This window comes from Magnetococcus marinus MC-1, from assembly GCF_000014865.1.
Lineage (GTDB): Bacteria > Pseudomonadota > Magnetococcia > Magnetococcales > Magnetococcaceae > Magnetococcus > Magnetococcus marinus.
Map to the genome: position 1 here is coordinate 1,957,953 of NC_008576.1, position 15,939 is coordinate 1,973,891.

The window sequence follows — 15,939 nt, forward strand, 5'->3', positions numbered from 1 at the left end:
GGTGGGTTATTACCCACCATGCAGGCCGTCTATGGATCTGTTAAGGTGGCGGCCCCCGTTAGATTGCTCTGTAAGCCTATAAAAAAAAGCCCCGATTGGGGCTTTTTTTTATAGGTGTCGGGGTGGGGTGGCTTCCCCCACGGGCAGCGTGGATGCGGCCTCCATATCCAGCAACCAATCCACCTTGCTGTGGCGGTAGGTGATGCGTGCCGCCGGTAGCACACTATCCGCCGCCGAGGCGGTGAGTACCCTCTGCACAATTTCAGCTTTAGCATGGCCGGTCACTAAAAAAGTAACCTGCTTGGCGGCCATGATCATCGCCTCAGTCAGGGTGATGCGCTGCTCCCCCGAATAAGGATTGGTACTGATACCGCAGATACCATGAGGCTCTTCTTCCAACACGCTTTCAGGAAAGAGCGAGGCAACATGACCATCCAAGCCCATGCCTAACCAGATCCAATCCAGTTGCGGTAAGGGGGTGCCTGGCACATTATCCCTCAAGAGTTGGGCGTAACGGAGCACCTCGCGCCGGGGGGCGTCCTCTCCATGAATGCGATGGTAAGTAAGCTCATGGTGGGGTAAGTCCCCACCGATGGCGCTCATGAGCATGCCGTGGTTGCTGTCGGGGTGATCCGTAGGAACGCAGCGTTCATCCGCCCAGTAGATGACCAACCGGTGCCAAGGTAGCCGCTGACCAATGGTGCTGATACCCAATATTTCAAACAGTCGCTTGGGGGTGCTTCCTCCGGAGATGGCCAAATGAAAGGGACAATCCCCCTTCGCAAGCATCGCTTGGGTAAGGGATTGGGCCAGTACTTGGGCAGCTTCTTCGCTGCTGGAGTAGGGGGAAATAAGGGTAAGGGGATCTCTCATAGGGATCTCAACCTAACGGCTTTGTTTAGGCGGTAAAAGGGCTCTTTTTGCTATCACGAACATGGCCAACCATCGCCAATGGGGAGCATCGTTCAAAAGAAGATAACGCTAACTTTGCCACAGTTGCTGGAATAGGTCTATATGCAGCCATAAAAAAAAGTATGCACCCCATGGGGGGTGGCGCGCATGACAGAAAAGGTAGGCGGCGCAAACAACCTTAGCCTGACGGTTTGGTGCTGAAAAGAGGGCGATGCAGGGAGGCTCATGGCATTGGAGAAAAGCGAACACGCTGCATGGATTCGCGGTGATGAGTGCGCAACGCTTTGCGTTTACGGCCCATACTCTATACAGGCTGTAAACCCTAACGGGTCTCGCACATAGGGGCTGCGGGGGGCGCGGCCTGAATGTGGGCTACCTTTGGATACTGGTTTGAACCAAGGGCGGGGTCGGACTATTGGAAACCTCTTCGCTCAAGGCAAGATAGCCAACCAGTAAGGCGGTGGCGGCAAACAGGAGCCAACGGGGAAGGAACAGGTTTTTTTCAAAATGGTTGAGCGAGCGCATGGGCCACCTCCTAACCGATCAAGAACAACTCTGTTTCGAGCCTAGCACGTTGTAGAGATAAGGGCGTTGAGCTGGAGTGAACTTTTTGTGAACTGTAGGTGACGCCCGTCAAATCAGGCTTTAATAAGAGATGCAGGGGGGTAAAAAAGCAGCCGCCCCCGTGAGGGAGCGGCTTGGAAAGGGTTCTCTATGGCTGGGATGGGGGATTACTCTCCCCCCAGCGCCTGTTCTTCCCGGGTCATGCCATAGGGCAGGCGGTGAGCAATGCCTTTATGGCAATCAATGCAGGTTTTTCCCGCTGCAAAACCACGGCGGTGGTTGTCAAAGCCACGGGGGCCTTGTTTGGTGAAATCCATGGAACGAAAATCGTGACAATTGCGGCATTCACGAGAGTCGGTATCCTGCATGGCTTTCCACACCCGGCGCGCCATGATAAGGCGGTTAGCATCAAATTTTTCTGGGGTGTCCACTGTGCCCATGGCCCAATGGAAGACCTCGTTACTGGCTTGGATTTTGCGCCGTAACTTATAAAACCACTCTTTGGGGACATGGCAATCGGGACATGTGGCTCGTACACCACTGGCGTTACTGTAGTGTACGCTGTCTTGATACTCGGTATAGACATTATCGCGCATCTCGTGACAGGTGATGCAAAAACTTTCGGTATTGGTCATCTCCAGCGCCCAGTGAAAGCCCCCCCAAAAGAGGATGCCCACCAGCACCAGCACCGCTGACGCCACCAAACCTGCTGTTTTGATTCGCTCCCAAGGACCATCCTGGTAGACGATGAATGCCATCTCGCGATCTCCTTAAAGACGGAATCGGTTAGGGATGGGGATTTTATACGCTCACCCATTCGATTGGCTTAGCGCAGTGCATCCACCGGTTTAAACGTATTTTCCACCAAGGGTTGTGCGTTGCGCTGGGGCACATGACACTGGGTGCAGAAGTAGCGTCCGGGTGAGACATCCGCCAACTCACTGCCATAACGATCCCGGAAGTGGGTTAAGCTGATCTTGGTTGCCCCAGACTGTTTGTAGGTCTCCCAACTATGGCAGCTTAAACAGCGGTTCTGGCGCAAATTGATGCGGTATTGCTCTACGGAGTGGGGGATCAACGGCGGTTGCTGAAGATAGTCCCGTTTGATCGGTTTTTGGTCCTCATTCCATTTTTTAAAATCGGGTTCCGAGGCGTTGCTATCCAAACCGTGCACGCCCCGTAGGGACTGCACGCCGCCTTCATTAGCCGATGCCGTGGAGACCACGCCCAGCAGTGCGAAGCAGGCCATCCATCCCATTACCATCCATCTCGCGAAACTGTTCATAGCGCCACCTTAGCTTGTTTCTGAGGGCTTAATTTTAATCCCAAATGTAAAGATTGATTGGGGGCAAACATCAATACAACGTCCACAGTTGGTACAGTTGATCTCGCCTATCCTGGGAACGGTGGCATCCCCACCCTTGAGGGCGGGTTTAATCACCTGAGGTTCCGGACAGACCTGATAACAGTCCATACAGTCATCACATTTTTCACGGGTTGGGGTGTGAATGCGCAGGGGCGCCCAGCGCCCTAACAGGCTAAACAAGGCCCCATGGGGGCAAAGCCGACCACACCACCCCTGGGGACTAACCAGCAGCTCCCATAAAAACAGTGCTGCCACCGCCATCCAGGCAAACCCGAAACCAAAAATCAAACCCCGCTGCACCATGCTGACCGGATTAACCAACTCCCAAGCCAACTGCCCGGTGCCCAGAGCCAACCCCAACACCATCAGTAACACCAAATAGCGGGTGTGGCGTTTGGGTCGCCAACCACCCCGTAGACCCAAACGGCGCCGCGACCAGCCCGCAAAATCACTGACCACATTGAGGGGACAGACCCAGCTACAAAAGAGCCGTCCACCAACCAGCATATAAAACAGCGTTACCAAGCTTGTGCCCAACAGGGCATCTTGTGCCAGGGGATGGCCCGCCACCCACGATTGCAACTGAATGAAGGGATCACTCAGTGGGATCACCCCAAACAAAGTGCTTGAGGCGAGATTGCCCCGCGCAATCCACAGCCCCAACAGCGGCCCACTCCAAAAGAGAGCAAACACCATAAGCTGCGACGCACGGCGAATGAGTAGCCATTTGTGCGCAGCCAACCAGCCCCTGGTACGGATGGCCTCCACCCCTGCACGGCGGCTCATGGTTGGCCATCCGGGCGACGTATAGGGAGCTTGATCAAATTGGGCACCGCTTCACCATGCAGCGCCTTCTCCTCCCACCCCAGCCGGTAGTGTGCCGCAGAGGCCCCTTTCGCCAGCGCAATGGGTATGACTTTGATGGCCGCTTGGGGTAAGACACACCCTTGCTCACACTTGCCACAACCGGTGCAGTATTGTGAGTGCACCACCGGTATAAACTTGGCGTGGTGTCCACTGCGCAGATCCGGCGTCATCTCCAGGGTGATGGCCTTGTCAATAGCTGGGCAGACACGGTAACAGACATCGCAGCGCAACCCTTGAAAATTTAAACATGTTTCGTGGTCCGAAAGCACCGCCAAACCCATGCGGGCATCATCAATCTTTTTCAGTGTGCGATCCAGCGCCCCAGTGGGACAGGCCGGTACGCAGGGTATATCTTCACACATCTCACACGGGCCACTGCGGGCACGAAAAAAAGGGGTGCCCAAGGGTTCTGCCGCGCCCGGTTGAGCAAGGCTTAAAATGTGATAGGGACACGCCCGCACACACAGTCCACACCGTACACATGCCTTTAAAAAATCGGCTTCAGCCAATGCCCCCGGCGGGCGCAACGATTGGCTGGGTAACGCGGTGGCCGGTTTGGTTTGGCTCCATAACAGGGTGGCAAAGACACTGCTGCCCGCAATGCCCCGTGCGGCTCCCTGCAAAAATCCACGCCGATCCACACCGCCGGGTGTGGCTGCGTTGGCAGGGGGCAGGGATTCATCCATGGTGACTCCTTTTGTGGGGCTGTGGTCCGCAAGGGGGTATTACCCCCCCTTGCGGGCCCCAACGATGCAGCCCCTAGCGCACTTTTTATAGGCGGTTTAGTCGCTTAGATTAACAGGCTATTAAGCTAAGCTTTCAAAACCTTAACGGCACATTTTTTATAGTCCGTCTCTTTAGAAATAGGGCATGTGGCATCCAGCGTAAGCTTGTTAACCAGCCGGGATGCATCAAACCAGGGGATGAAAATCAACCCTTCTGGAACACGGTTGCGCCCACGGGTCTCGACCCGTGCGATCACCTCGCCCCGGCGGGTTATGAGCCGCGCGGACATGCCCCGCTTGAGCCCCCGTTTGGCGGCATCATTGGGGTGCATATAGACCATGGCGTCCGGCATGGCGCGGTAGAGCTCCGGTACCCGGCGGGTCATGGAGCCCGAGTGCCAATGCTCCAAAACCCGACCGGTGCAAAGCCACATATCATATTCGGCATCGGGCTCTTCGGCTGGGGGCTCGTAGGGTAGGGCAAAAATCCACGCCTTGCCATCGGGTTTTCCGTAAAAACGGACCCCCTCACCCTTGGGCACATAGGGGTCATAGCCTTCACGGAAGCGCCACAGGGTCTCTTTGCCATCCACCACGGGCCAGCGCAAACCCCGAGCTTGGTGGTAGCTGTCAAAATCCGCCAGATCATGGGCGTGGCCCCGTCCAAAGTGGGCATACTCTTCAAACAGCCCCTTTTGGACATAGAAACCAAAATCCGTAGATTCGTTGTTATCAAACCCTTCGGCGGTTTCTGAGAGGGGATATTTGTTCACCTGACCATTGGCGTACAACACCTCAAACAGGGTTTTGCCTTTGAGCTCGGGCTGTTTGGCGATTAATTCCGCAGGCCAGACCTCCTCTACTTTGAAGCGTTTGGAAAACTCCATAAGCTGCCACACATCGGATTTGGCCTCCCCTGGGGGTGGAATCTGCTGACGCCAAAATTGTGTGCGACGTTCGGCGTTGCCATAAGCCCCCTCTTTTTCCACCCACATAGCGGTGGGTAAGATAAGATCCGCCGCTTGCGCCGTTACCGTGGGGTAGGGGTCAGAGACCACAATAAAGTTATCGGGATTACGGTAGCCGGGCAGCGCCTCCTCATTGATATTGGCGGCGGCTTGCATGTTGTTGTTGCACATCACCCAATAGGCGTTGAGCTCACCATCTTTCAACTTGCGGTTTTGCAACACCGCATGGAAGCCCACCTTCTCGGGAATGGTGCCCTCTGGCAGTAACCAATGTTTCTCACAAATATCGCGATGGGCTTTGTTGGCCACCACCATATCCGCAGGCAGACGGTGAGAAAAAGTACCCACTTCACGGGCGGTGCCGCAGGCTGAAGGCTGCCCCGTCAACGAAAAGGGGCTATTGCCCGGTTCGGAGATTTTGCCGGTGAGCAGGTGTAGGTTATACACGAGGTTGTTTTGCCAAGTGCCACGGGTGTGCTGGTTCATGCCCATGGTCCAGAGGGACATAATCTTGCGGTCTGGGTCGGCATAGAGCTCAGCTAACTCGATTAACTGACGCTCAGGAACCCCAGAAATCTGGCTGGCCTTTGCTACATCGTAGGTTTTGACAAAGGCGGCATACTCTTCAAAACTGATGGGTTGTGAGCCGATGGTGTCCTTGCGGTTTTTGTTGTTTTTCGCGCTTTTTTCCCGCTCGTCCGTGGGGCGTAGACCGTAGCCAATATCGGTATTGCCTAGGCGGAAATTGACGTGCTTTTCAATAAACGCTTTATTGTAACGGCCCTTTTCGATCACATAGTTAGCAATAAAGTTGGCTATGGCCAGATCGCTTTGGGGATTGAAAACAATGCCCAAATCTGCCAAGTCAAAACAACGATGTTGATAGGTGGAGAGCACCACCACCTTGGCGTTTGGTTTGGTCAAGCGTGTGTTGGTCAAACGTGACCACAGGATGGGGTGCATCTCGGCCATGTTGGAGCCCCACAGGACAAAGGTATCCGCGTGCTCCAAATCATCATAGCAACCCATGGGTTCATCAATGCCAAAGGTGCGGATAAAACCAGCCACAGCGGAAGCCATGCAGTGGCGGGCATTGGGGTCCAAATGGTTGGAGCGAAAGCCCGCTTTCATCAATTTAGAGGCGGCATAGCCTTCCCACACGGTCCATTGGCCGGAGCCAAACATACCAACGGGTGGCATTTTTCCGGCATCCAACCCCTTTTTGATGGCCTTTTTAAAGTGATCGGCCATGACATCAAAGGCTTCGTCCCAGGAGACCTCTTGGAAATCGCCATTTTTGTCATACTTGCCCGCTGTTTTACGCAGCAGCGGCTTGGTTAAGCGATCTTTGCCATAAGGGATTTTGGAGAGAAAATAGCCCTTAATGCAGTTTAGCCCCCGGTTGACTGGGGCGTCAGGGTCGCCTTGCGTGGCGACAATACGGTTATCTTTGGTTCCCACCAAAATGCTACAGCCGGTTCCGCAGAAACGACAAGGTGCTTTATCCCAACGGATGTCACCACCGAGGGTGGTTGCGTGGGCCTCTGTTGGGGCCGCTACGGGCATGCCCGCCGCTGCTGCTGCCGCGGCAATGGCATGGGCTTTGATATACTCTCGCCTGCTGAGCTTCACGATGCCATCTCCTTCTGGAATGCCTCGGATTCTGGGGGATCCGAATATTGATAAACGGGGGTGGCGTCTAGGACGCCCTTTAAATCACGAATCTGTTCCATATGGTCAGCCAAGCTGCGAAATTGATCGCTCTCCAAGGTGATAACCAGTCGTCCATCCCCGCCATCGGCATGGATTTCTACACCGGGAATGGCCATCATCTGCTGGCAGATCTCGGTGCTCACTTGGGGCTTGACTAAAATGACAGCGCTCATAAGGTGCATGGGGCAACCTCATCGGTTAGTGACGTGACGGAGGGTTGAGCATCGCTCCGTGTGGTAATCATGGAGAGTGCCGCAACCGGACAGGGTGCCACACAGGCTCCGCAACCATTGCAACGATCACGCTCTACCTGGGGTCGGGCGATGCCACCTAACACCGGCGGAAAACGGATGGCCATCGGCTCGCAGGCATCCCGACAGCTTTGGCAGGCCACACCGCGGAGCGGTAGGCATGTTTGGGCAATGTGTGGGCTGCGCTGCCAGGGCTGTGTTTGCGTCATGCTTAAAGCGCCGGGGCGACAGGCTTGACGGCATTTATCACAAAAATCACAGGCGCCCTGTTGGTAATCGACTTGGGGATACCCCCCCTCTCCGCGCACCAATAGACGACTGGGACAGACCTCAAGGCAGCGATCACAGCGGTCACAGAGACGCAAAAAAAGGGGCTCCTCCACAGCCCAAGGTGGGCGCTGCGGGGTTGGGTGGTGGGTTTGCAAGCTACCCCGTAAAAGGTCGCGGCGTCGTAGCGGTGTCGCCAATGCCCATCTCCACATTACCAGTTGTCGGTTGCCGTTATTGTGGGCAAGGTTGGGCGTGGGGGAGTTGATGTGGGTCAAGTGGTCTCGTTTTTTTTGAGCGTGGGCGCATTTTTTTGGAGGAGGAGGGGAGGTAAACTTGACGTGCATCAACGAATTGCTTTAAAAGGCAAATAAATAGATATAAATATAAGAATATGATGGATTGTGTGGTGCTTTTGGTGCGGTTTTGCGCCAGCTCAAAGGGGCGGACAGGGTGGTTTAGGCAAACAGATGGGCAAACCAACCTATTTGTCATAGAATTTATCGTAAATATGCGTAGGTAGTACTTGACTTTTAAGGAAAAAATTGTAGAATTCTGTTAAAAATTGTTACAAGACGCTGATCATAAGTCAACGCTCCTTGCGCTTATTCTAGATTTGCCAGTTTTTTTAGCCAATCTCCCCTTATCCTGAGGTATTTATGCCGGGATGCTTGCCACGACGTTTGGATAGAATGCGTAGCTTGCGTGTAAGGTTTTGTTTGTGTTTTTTTATCTTTATTGCAGGGCAAATGCGAAACCGTGGCTCCAACAGGCAGAGTGTGGTTGGGGTGGCAAACATACCTTCTTAAACGCTAGGTTGCATCTATGAATCGCTCCATGACCATAACAATGTTTGCCACTCTGTTCTTGAGTATCCTCCCAGCCCATTCATTGGCGGCCTCGGCGGAGATGGAGGAGGGGGGAGATTTAGAGGCGCTGGAAAGTTTGCTAACGGTGCTGGATGAGCAGACCGACATTGCCACCAAGACCCGTATGAATGTGGATTTTGTGCCAGGGCTGGTCACGGTGTTGCATGGCCAGGAGATGTTGGAACGCGGTGCGTTGACGGTATGGGAGGCGTTGCGTTTTGTGCCAGGGATTGAACCTTCTATCGACAAAACGGGTGGTAGGCAGGTGCTGGTGCGCGGTGTGGGGGGTGGTTTTGCTTCGGGTAATATGAAAATCCTGCTCAATGGTGTGCCCTTTAATGCCACCTTAGCCGCTACCGCCGACCCAGTTTTAAACCTACCTTTGGAGCAGATTAAGCAAATTGAGGTGATCCGTGGTCCCGGCTCAGCGGTGCATGGCGAGTTTGCCTACGCCGGGGTGATCAACGTGATGACCCTAGAGGATGAGCAAAAAGGCTTTGTGCGCGGGGGGAGCTTTGATACCTATCTTGTGGGTGTGATGGGGAAGGTCCAGCCAAAATCGAAAAGCTGGTCACTGAACTATAATGGTTCCGCTTGGCAAACCCATGGCAACCGCGAGCTCTATGCCGATGACGGTTTGTTCAATAATCCCTCTTACGGCGGTCTGCAATCGCAAACCAATACCCCCGGTTACACCAATGAAGGGCTACAAAGCCGCGCCATGCTCATGGATTTTGTTTATGGTGACTATGGGCTCTCGCTAAAATATGTCGAGGATGGGCACGGCGATCACTATGGTACGGTGCATGCGCTCTCCGAACCTTACAGTGGTATATCCTATCGTAATAAATTCTTGTCGTTAGAGGGGCGGGGCCGCTTAGAGGTGGCAAAAGATGTGCAACTGGACGCCAAACTGGGCTGGATGCACTATGCCAACGCCATTGATCTGGCCATTTTACCATACTACCACTCGATGTTCAAGTTTTCTGCGCTTGACATCTGAGGGGAAAAGGGCAGCAGTGTCATCCCGTCGGACTCTGGATCAAGATTCAATCGAGACCCTTCATTATCTGACGGGCTGGCCTGCTGCCCCTGCTTTATTTTACACTTTCCTCCAGGGATGAACCAATGTCCCGTTTTCCATGGAGGGAAGACGGATGATTTTCAATCGACCTCTGCCATTTATCAGCGCCTTTGTTGAAGAGATTGATGGAGCCCTGCGGGAGCAGCATACGCATTCGGTTGGGATGAGCGTCTGCCAGCGGAGCTGGTTTGGTTTCTGCATCATGGCGATCATGCTGACCAACTCGATCTGCTGGGCACAGTTTGAGCGGGCTGGGTTGGGACGCTACGGCCTCGGGGCACTGGCTTGGATGTTTCGGAGTTCCAAGATTCCCTGGGAGCGGCTGTTTCAGATGAGCGTTCGGGTTGTTTTGCGTCGCCATGGGATCACGCATGGTGTGCTGGTGGTCGATGACACGGACAAAAGGCGGGCCAAGGTCACGACCCGCATCTCACATGTCCACAAGATGAGGGACAAGAGCAGCGGCGGTTATCTTTTTGGCCAGCAAATTGTCTTTTTGCTTTTGGTGGCCGACATGGTGACGATTCCGGTCGGGTTTGCGTTTTATCGTCCAGACCCGGCACGGACGGTTTGGCGCAAGGAAGTCAAAGCGCAGAAGCGCAAAGGGATTCTGAAAAGCAAGCGCCCAGTTGAACCGGCCAGGAACCCGGACTATCCGACAAAACCAGAATTGGCACTGCGATTGTTGCGGCAGTTCAAGCAGTGGCATGCTGTGGTGCAGGTCAAGGCGATCCTGGCTGATGCACTTTATGGAGCTGCTGATTTTGTAGACCAAGGGTCATCCCTGTATGCTGGCATCCAATGCGTCAGTCAGTTGAGGAAGAACCAGAAGGTCCGTTTCCTGAGCCGGGATCTGACTGTTGAGGAATTTTTCCAGCGCTATCCCGGTGTAACGGGGAGGCTCCCGGTCCGAGGTGGAGAGAACAGGGCCATCGTGTTTCGCAGCGCCCGCATCCATGTGAAAGCACATGGCGTGAAGCGCTTTGTTATTGCATTGAAATATGACGGAGAACAAGATTATCGATACCTGTTTGCCTCCGACTTGACGTGGCGAACGGAAGATATCCTGAAGGTGTTCACCTTGAGGTGGCTGATCGAGGTGTTTTTCCAGGACTGGAAGGCCCACGAGGGCTGGGGGAATCTGACCAAGCTTCAAGGTGACGAAGGATCAAGCCAAGGCCTGATCCTGAGCCTGATGGTTGATCATTGTCTCCTGGTCCAACCAGACCAACTGGCCCAGTTGAAACACAAACAACCCGCGTTCACTGTGGGAAGCCTGATCAATCACATCAAGGCCGACAACCTAGTGGCACTCATTCACGATCTATTGAACGCAAATGCACCAGAGCAGGAATTGACCCAATTGGCCGACGTACTGGCTAAACAGTTCAGGCTGAACCTCTCGGAAAAACACATGGTTGGGCGTGATCTGGGGCGGCAGGCCCCATCAGCGTCGCTCAAGTATAAAACTGCGTTGGCGTGACACCTTGAACGGCTGTCAAGCGCTGAAAACTTGAACATCGAGTACCAGATTGGTGTTTTTCCTGTTTACCCCGATGGCTGGCGCTCAGAAGGCTCCTATAAAGATCATAAGCTCTATGTCAATGGGGACCTGAGCGCGAACCTAGGCCAACATGACCTGATGATGGGGTTCGCCCTGAGCCACACGTGGGTCGCGGATGCTTGGCAAAACAGCAATGTCAACCCCGCCACCAGTGCAAATATTGGCTCGATGCAACATTTTACCTACGAAGATGGCCTGAAATGGCCCTCGACCCAGTGGAAGCGCACCATCACCAGCCTTACTTTGCAGGATGCCTACCGGCTCAACGATCAAGTGACCATTACCGGTGGCCTGCGCATGGACCACTATAACGATTTTGGTTCCAGCTTTACCCCGCGTCTGGCGGCGGTGTGGCGGATCAATGATAAACATGTGCTTAAAGCGCAATATGCGCAATCCTTTCGCCCGCCCACTTTTTATGAGCTCTCTTGGGCTAAATCCCTGCAACCGCAACGCAACCACACCGCCGAGCTTTCCTATATTTATAAGGGCACGCAAAACGAACTGCGTAGTACGCTGTTTATGTCGCGTTTAAAAAATACCATTCATGAAGACTCGCTGCTGGGTTACGTGAGCAGCAATGAGGCCGATTTGCGCGGTATTGAGCTTGAAGGCGTGCACCGCTACAGCTCGCGTTTAAAAATTGAAGGGAATGCCAGCTATGTTTATACGGATGATAAAGAGCATGGGGTGCGCTTTTTTGGCGCGGCGGAGACCATGGCGAACTTGGCTGTAACCTATGAACCAACAGAAAATATAAGTGTTTCCAGTTGGGTGCGCCATGTGGGCACTCGCTATCGAGAGCATAATGACAGCCGCGCACCCCTGGCGGGATACGATACCGTGGCCCTGACAGGGCGTGTTCGGCAATTGATGGATATTAAGGGACTGACATTACGTGTAGGAATTGATAATCTGTTTAACGAACTGGTGCGCTATCCTGCAAATTTGGCTTATGATGCTGTAACGACCAGTTATTTCCCCTCCTATCAAGGCGATCATATACGTCCTGGACGCACCGCTTGGGTGGGGTTATCCAAATCTTTTTAAAAAAGGTATTTCGGCGATATGTGCCGATCGGTCACAGGCGAGAATAAAACGGTCAGTAGAAGGTTTTTTGTAAAAAGTTTATTTTCTGTGATTTTTGCAACCCTTCTATTAAACCCTCTTTTTGGTCTTCCCTTTGCGGGGGAGCAGGAGGATCGTCGGCTGAGTGTAGCACTAAAGTTATTTCCCTCTTTTCTCTCGGCGGACCCCCAACTGGCCCATAAAAAAAACGCTAAGGGTCAACTGCATCTGCTTATTCTGTATAGTAATCGTTTAAATCAGGCAATGGATTTGGCCAAGGGTTTACAGTCTCGTGAAAAACTACGGGGATTGCCGCTGTTGGTGGAAGCTGTGGCACTTTCTGATATCCCCCTATATGAGGATCAACAGATTGCGGGCATGTTTTTAAGTCAGCCTGCGGATGAGGCGCTGCCTGGGGTGATCGAGGCTGCTCGTCAGCATGGTGTCATGTTGGTCTCGCCTTTTCAGGGGGATGTGGAGGCTGGGGTGGCTGGGGGGATCTCCATCACCGATCGGGTGCTGCCGTATCTTAATATGGCGGCGCTGCGGGCTTGCCAGATTGAGCTTAAACCGTTCTTTCTTAGGGTGGCTAAGCGCTATGAGTAACCGCGCGTTGGATCAAGCCCTGTTAAGGGATGGGCGTAAGTTTAATGTTACGGTGCTGTTCCCGATTTTTGGGATGTTGGTGCTGTTTATGATGGGGGGGTATTGGCTCTTTCTGTTAGAACCTAAACTGGATGCCAATAACCAATCCCAGGCACGTACGTTGGCAGGTTATCAGGCTAGGGTGTTGGCGGAGGCCCTGCAACCGGTGGGGGGCCATTATGATGCAACCCGACTGGATGGTGCCATAGATGAGATTTTGGTGGTTAAAGAGCCCATTGCCAATACCCCCATTGTGCTGGGTTTGCGGGTGGAAGTGGATTATGACATGGTAGCCGCAAAGCCTGGTTCACTGGACAGGGCGAAGGGCCAGACCGACTGCAAACGCTGCTTTTTGACGACGGTTCCCCTGTACAGCAAACAGACGGGGGAGTTGTTGGGCATTGCGGAGTTTTATGCCAATACCACTTTTCAAGAAAGCATTAAACGGGATGTACGCACCACACTGATTTTTGGCACGGTCTTTATTTTAGTCGTGCTGGCTTGGATGTGGCGCACCGTCGCGCTCTCGATTCAACGGGAGCGCTTGAGCGAACGCAGTACCCGCGCCATCTTTGAAGCGGCCCCTTTTCCTATGATTTTGGCGGGAATTAAGGATGGTCGGGTGCGGCGGCTCAACCAAGCGGCACAACAATTTTTTAAGGTAGGCGGTGATTTGCCCGTTTCCTACCCAGCCTCGGCGTTGTTTTTGGATCAGCAAGCTTTTAATGTCATCCGTCGCCGTTTGCAAAACGGTGCTTCTGTACGCCACAAAGAGTATGAAGTCAGGGATCTGGAAGAGCACGCCAGTTGGTCGTTGGTTTCAGCCTACGCCCTCAATAAAAATGTGGGTGAAGCGCTGATGGTGTTGGGCTTTGCCGAGATTACGACCCTAAAAAAAGTGCAGGCTGATCTGCTGCTCGCTAAAGAGCAGGCAGAGGAAGCGACGCGGGCTAAGAGCGCCTTTTTGGCCAATATGAGCCACGAAATTCGCACCCCCATGAACTCAGTGATCGGTTTTTCACACCTCGCTTTAAAAACCAACCTAGATAAACAGCAGAGCGACTATCTCAATAAAATCCTTTTTTCAGCCCGCTCTCTGTTGGGGTTGATTGGGGATATCCTGGATTTTTCCAAAATTGAGGCGGGTAAGCTCACGGTTGAATCCCTGCCTTTTACCCTGGATGAGATGCTCGATAGTGTGGCTGCTCTTAATGCCAACCGCGCCGAAGAGAAGGGCCTAGACCTGATTTTTAGCCACAGCAGCAACCTACCCCAGGCATTGATTGGGGATCCCTTGCGGTTGGGACAGGTCTTAACCAACCTAGTGAGTAATGCCGTAAAGTTTACCACAGAGGGGCATGTGCAGGTGTTGGTCGAACCCCTGCACCAGCAAGAGCAGGAGCTGCTGCTTAAATTTTCGGTTATTGACAGTGGCATGGGAATGAGTTCTGAGCAGGTTTCACTACTGTTTACCCCCTTTACTCAGGTGGATGTCTCTCATACTCGCCGTTTTGGGGGGACGGGGTTGGGGTTGGCCATTTGCCGTAATTTGGTGGAGATGATGGGGGGAAGCATCTCTGTGCGCAGCCAAGAGCAGGTCGGTAGTCATTTTGAGTTCACGATCTGCTGTGGTGTGCAGATGGCGCAATCGGAATCCCACCTCATCCATGGGGCCAAAGAACGGATGGTCTTTGTGCAGGAAGCGGGGGTGGTACGTCGTGCCATTGAGCAAAACCTGCTCGGCTTTGGGGTCAAGGTCGAGATGGTCGATGATGCAGAGGGCTTATTGGCCCTGCTCAAGCAGGCTTATGCCCACCCTGTCGCCCTAGTGATCATCGGTTGGCAAGCCTATGAGGCAGGTGTTGTCGAACGGTTGAAAAGAAGGCTTCAACAGCAGCCGCACAAGCCAAAAGTGCTGGTTTTGGCACCCTCCTTCAAAGTGGCCTCCCTCAATGCGGGGGCTGCGCACTATGGTGTAGATGGGGTTATTCCTAAAGCGTGTAGCCCGCTTAAATTGGCCAACAGTGTGGAGCGTTTATTACAGGGCCTGCCACTCTTGATTGAACAGTCCGAGCTGGTGCAAGAAGGGGCCCCGCCCCAGTGGTTGCAAGGGGGGCGGGTCTTGTTGGTGGAAGATAATCCCATCAATCAACAGGTAGCCCAAGAGCTGCTGGAGCAGTGTGGGCTCCAGGTGAGCATCGCCCAGGACGGGGTTAAGGCTGTGGCCGCAGTGGAACGAGAGCGATTTGACCTAATCTTAATGGATATTCAAATGCCTGAGATGGATGGCTACGAAGCCACCCGTCGCATCCGTCAGCTACCCGAGAGGGCGCGCTTGCCCATTATTGCCATGACTGCCCACGCCATGTCGGGCGATGCCGACCGCTCTCTGGCTGCGGGGATGCAGGGGCATTTGACCAAACCCATCGAGATCCAACCCCTTTATGACATGCTGGGTAAATGGTTGCACCCCGACCATAAGCAGGCCGCCAAAAACCAAGAGCTCGAACGCCGTACCCAGAGTAAACAGGCTCCAGCGGGTATGCAGCAACCCGAAGGGGCGTGGGTGGAGAAGCGTGTTGAGCATGCCCCGATGAGTTTTCCCCATGGGATTGATCCAGGTCGGGTGCCTGCGCACCTGCTCAAGCGGCCAGAGATGTTTGCTAAACTGCTGAACCAATACCTGGAGATCAATGGGTCATTGCCCCAGCAATTGCGGCAGGATTGGGCCGATGCAGATGGGGCAGAGCGTCTGCACAAACAGATTCATACCATAAAAGGTAGCGCCTTGAGTTTGGGGGCCACCAACGTGGCCCAGTGCTGCCAACTTTGGGAGCAGCAACCCGAGGACGAAGCGGCCTTTATGCAGGCTGTGGCATCCTTAGAGCAGCTCCTCGAAGGGTTACGTATCTACCAGCAAACACGTTAGAGATGTTGCATATGCGCTCTTGTCAGGCTGTTGCCGTCGCTCTGCCTATTGTATGTTTATAAACGTGAATTTATACAACTCTATCGCTTATGCACGGATGACAATTTAATCGGTCACGGAGCCTGCTCGGCCAGAGAATAAAGGGCT

General features: G+C 53.6%; 14 protein-coding genes. 5 read left to right on the forward strand and 9 right to left on the reverse strand.

Annotation, left to right across the window (positions count from 1 at the left end; translation table 11 throughout):
- Nucleotides 1-108 precede the first annotated feature (108 nt).
- From pgl to napF, 9 genes are all read right to left on the reverse strand, one after another.
- Nucleotides 109-873 carry a 6-phosphogluconolactonase gene (pgl, locus tag MMC1_RS08085; protein ID WP_011713244.1) on the reverse strand — a complete coding sequence of 255 codons (765 nt, stop codon included), beginning with the start codon at nt 871-873 and terminating at the stop codon, nt 109-111.
- Nucleotides 874-1,284: 411 nt separating this feature from the next.
- Nucleotides 1,285-1,437 (reverse strand): hypothetical protein, encoded by a 153-nt coding sequence (locus MMC1_RS21880; protein WP_160162681.1) that lies wholly within the window; start codon nt 1,435-1,437, stop codon nt 1,285-1,287.
- A gap of 206 nt (nt 1,438-1,643) precedes the next feature.
- Nucleotides 1,644-2,234 carry a NapC/NirT family cytochrome c gene (locus MMC1_RS08090; protein WP_011713245.1) on the reverse strand — a complete coding sequence of 197 codons (591 nt, stop codon included), beginning with the start codon at nt 2,232-2,234 and terminating at the stop codon, nt 1,644-1,646.
- Nucleotides 2,235-2,302: 68 nt separating this feature from the next.
- On the reverse strand, nt 2,303-2,761 hold the full coding sequence (locus tag MMC1_RS08095) for a nitrate reductase cytochrome c-type subunit (RefSeq protein WP_011713246.1): 459 nt from the start codon (nt 2,759-2,761) through the stop codon (nt 2,303-2,305).
- A gap of 9 nt (nt 2,762-2,770) precedes the next feature.
- Nucleotides 2,771-3,628 carry a quinol dehydrogenase ferredoxin subunit NapH gene (napH, locus tag MMC1_RS08100; RefSeq protein WP_011713247.1) on the reverse strand — a complete coding sequence of 286 codons (858 nt, stop codon included), beginning with the start codon at nt 3,626-3,628 and terminating at the stop codon, nt 2,771-2,773.
- Nucleotides 3,625-4,395, reverse strand: coding sequence for a ferredoxin-type protein NapG (napG, locus tag MMC1_RS08105; RefSeq protein ID WP_011713248.1), 771 nt, complete (start codon nt 4,393-4,395; stop codon nt 3,625-3,627). The genes napH and napG overlap by 4 nt, the downstream gene beginning before the upstream one ends.
- A 125-nt stretch (nt 4,396-4,520) precedes the next feature.
- Complete coding sequence (gene napA / locus MMC1_RS08110) at nt 4,521-7,034, reverse strand: nitrate reductase catalytic subunit NapA (RefSeq protein WP_011713249.1); 2,514 nt, start codon at nt 7,032-7,034, stop codon at nt 4,521-4,523.
- Complete coding sequence (locus MMC1_RS08115; protein ID WP_041641020.1) at nt 7,031-7,297, reverse strand: chaperone NapD; 267 nt, start codon at nt 7,295-7,297, stop codon at nt 7,031-7,033. Before MMC1_RS08115 ends, napA begins: the two co-directional genes overlap by 4 nt.
- Nucleotides 7,285-7,980: a ferredoxin-type protein NapF gene (napF, locus tag MMC1_RS08120; protein ID WP_320407289.1), complete on the reverse strand. Its 696-nt coding sequence runs from the start codon at nt 7,978-7,980 to the stop codon at nt 7,285-7,287. Before napF ends, MMC1_RS08115 begins: the two co-directional genes overlap by 13 nt.
- A 490-nt stretch (nt 7,981-8,470) precedes the next feature.
- Between napF and MMC1_RS08125 the strand changes: the two genes are divergently transcribed.
- The 5 genes from MMC1_RS08125 to MMC1_RS08145 all read left to right on the forward strand — a co-directional run bounded on the left by MMC1_RS08125 (nt 8,471) and on the right by MMC1_RS08145 (nt 15,792).
- A complete protein-coding gene (locus MMC1_RS08125) occupies nt 8,471-9,505 on the forward strand; it encodes a TonB-dependent receptor plug domain-containing protein (RefSeq protein ID WP_049757642.1) in 1,035 nt (344 codons plus the stop codon).
- A 154-nt stretch (nt 9,506-9,659) separates the two neighbouring features.
- A complete protein-coding gene (locus MMC1_RS08130; protein ID WP_011711816.1) occupies nt 9,660-11,069 on the forward strand; it encodes a transposase in 1,410 nt (469 codons plus the stop codon).
- Nucleotides 11,070-11,099: 30 nt separating this feature from the next.
- Entirely contained in the window at nt 11,100-12,200 is a 1,101-nt protein-coding gene (locus MMC1_RS08135) for a TonB-dependent receptor domain-containing protein (protein ID WP_011713253.1), read from the forward strand.
- 87 nt (nt 12,201-12,287) lie between these two features.
- A complete protein-coding gene (locus MMC1_RS21885) occupies nt 12,288-12,824 on the forward strand; it encodes a hypothetical protein (RefSeq protein WP_041641022.1) in 537 nt (178 codons plus the stop codon).
- A complete protein-coding gene (locus MMC1_RS08145; protein ID WP_049757643.1) occupies nt 12,817-15,792 on the forward strand; it encodes a response regulator in 2,976 nt (991 codons plus the stop codon). The genes MMC1_RS21885 and MMC1_RS08145 overlap by 8 nt, the downstream gene beginning before the upstream one ends.
- Nucleotides 15,793-15,939: the final 147 nt, after the last annotated feature.